1 pseudogene is annotated in these 251 nt (G+C 57.4%); it reads left to right on the top strand.

Annotated features, from left to right (window positions below):
* Window positions 1-251: pseudogene (locus AAEZ09_RS28805) on the top strand (ZIP family metal transporter); the annotation flags it as partial.

The following is a 251-nucleotide window of genomic DNA, read 5'->3' as shown; positions in this document are numbered from 1 at the left end:
AGCGGATACTGCTCTCTGCTTCCTTCGCGATTCCTGTGCTCTCGGCAGCCGTCTTTGCTTACTTCGTACTCAGGAACCAGCCGGAGGCATTTAAGCTAGCGGCACTGACGTTCACGGCAGGCCTTCTCACGGTCGCTGCCATCGAAGATATGGTCTCCGAGGCTCACGAGAGCGGTGACGATACGCACATCTCACCGCTGGCTTTCATAGGCGGCTTCGTCCTGTTCGTTCTGGTATCAGCGGGCTTGGAA

It is taken from the genome of Pseudomonas sp. 65/3-MNA-CIBAN-0223, from assembly GCF_040310425.1.
Taxonomy (GTDB): domain Bacteria; phylum Pseudomonadota; class Gammaproteobacteria; order Pseudomonadales; family Pseudomonadaceae; genus Aquipseudomonas; species Aquipseudomonas gregormendelii.
Note: the sequence above shows the minus strand (reverse complement) of the source record. Positions and strands in the feature narration are given on the sequence as shown.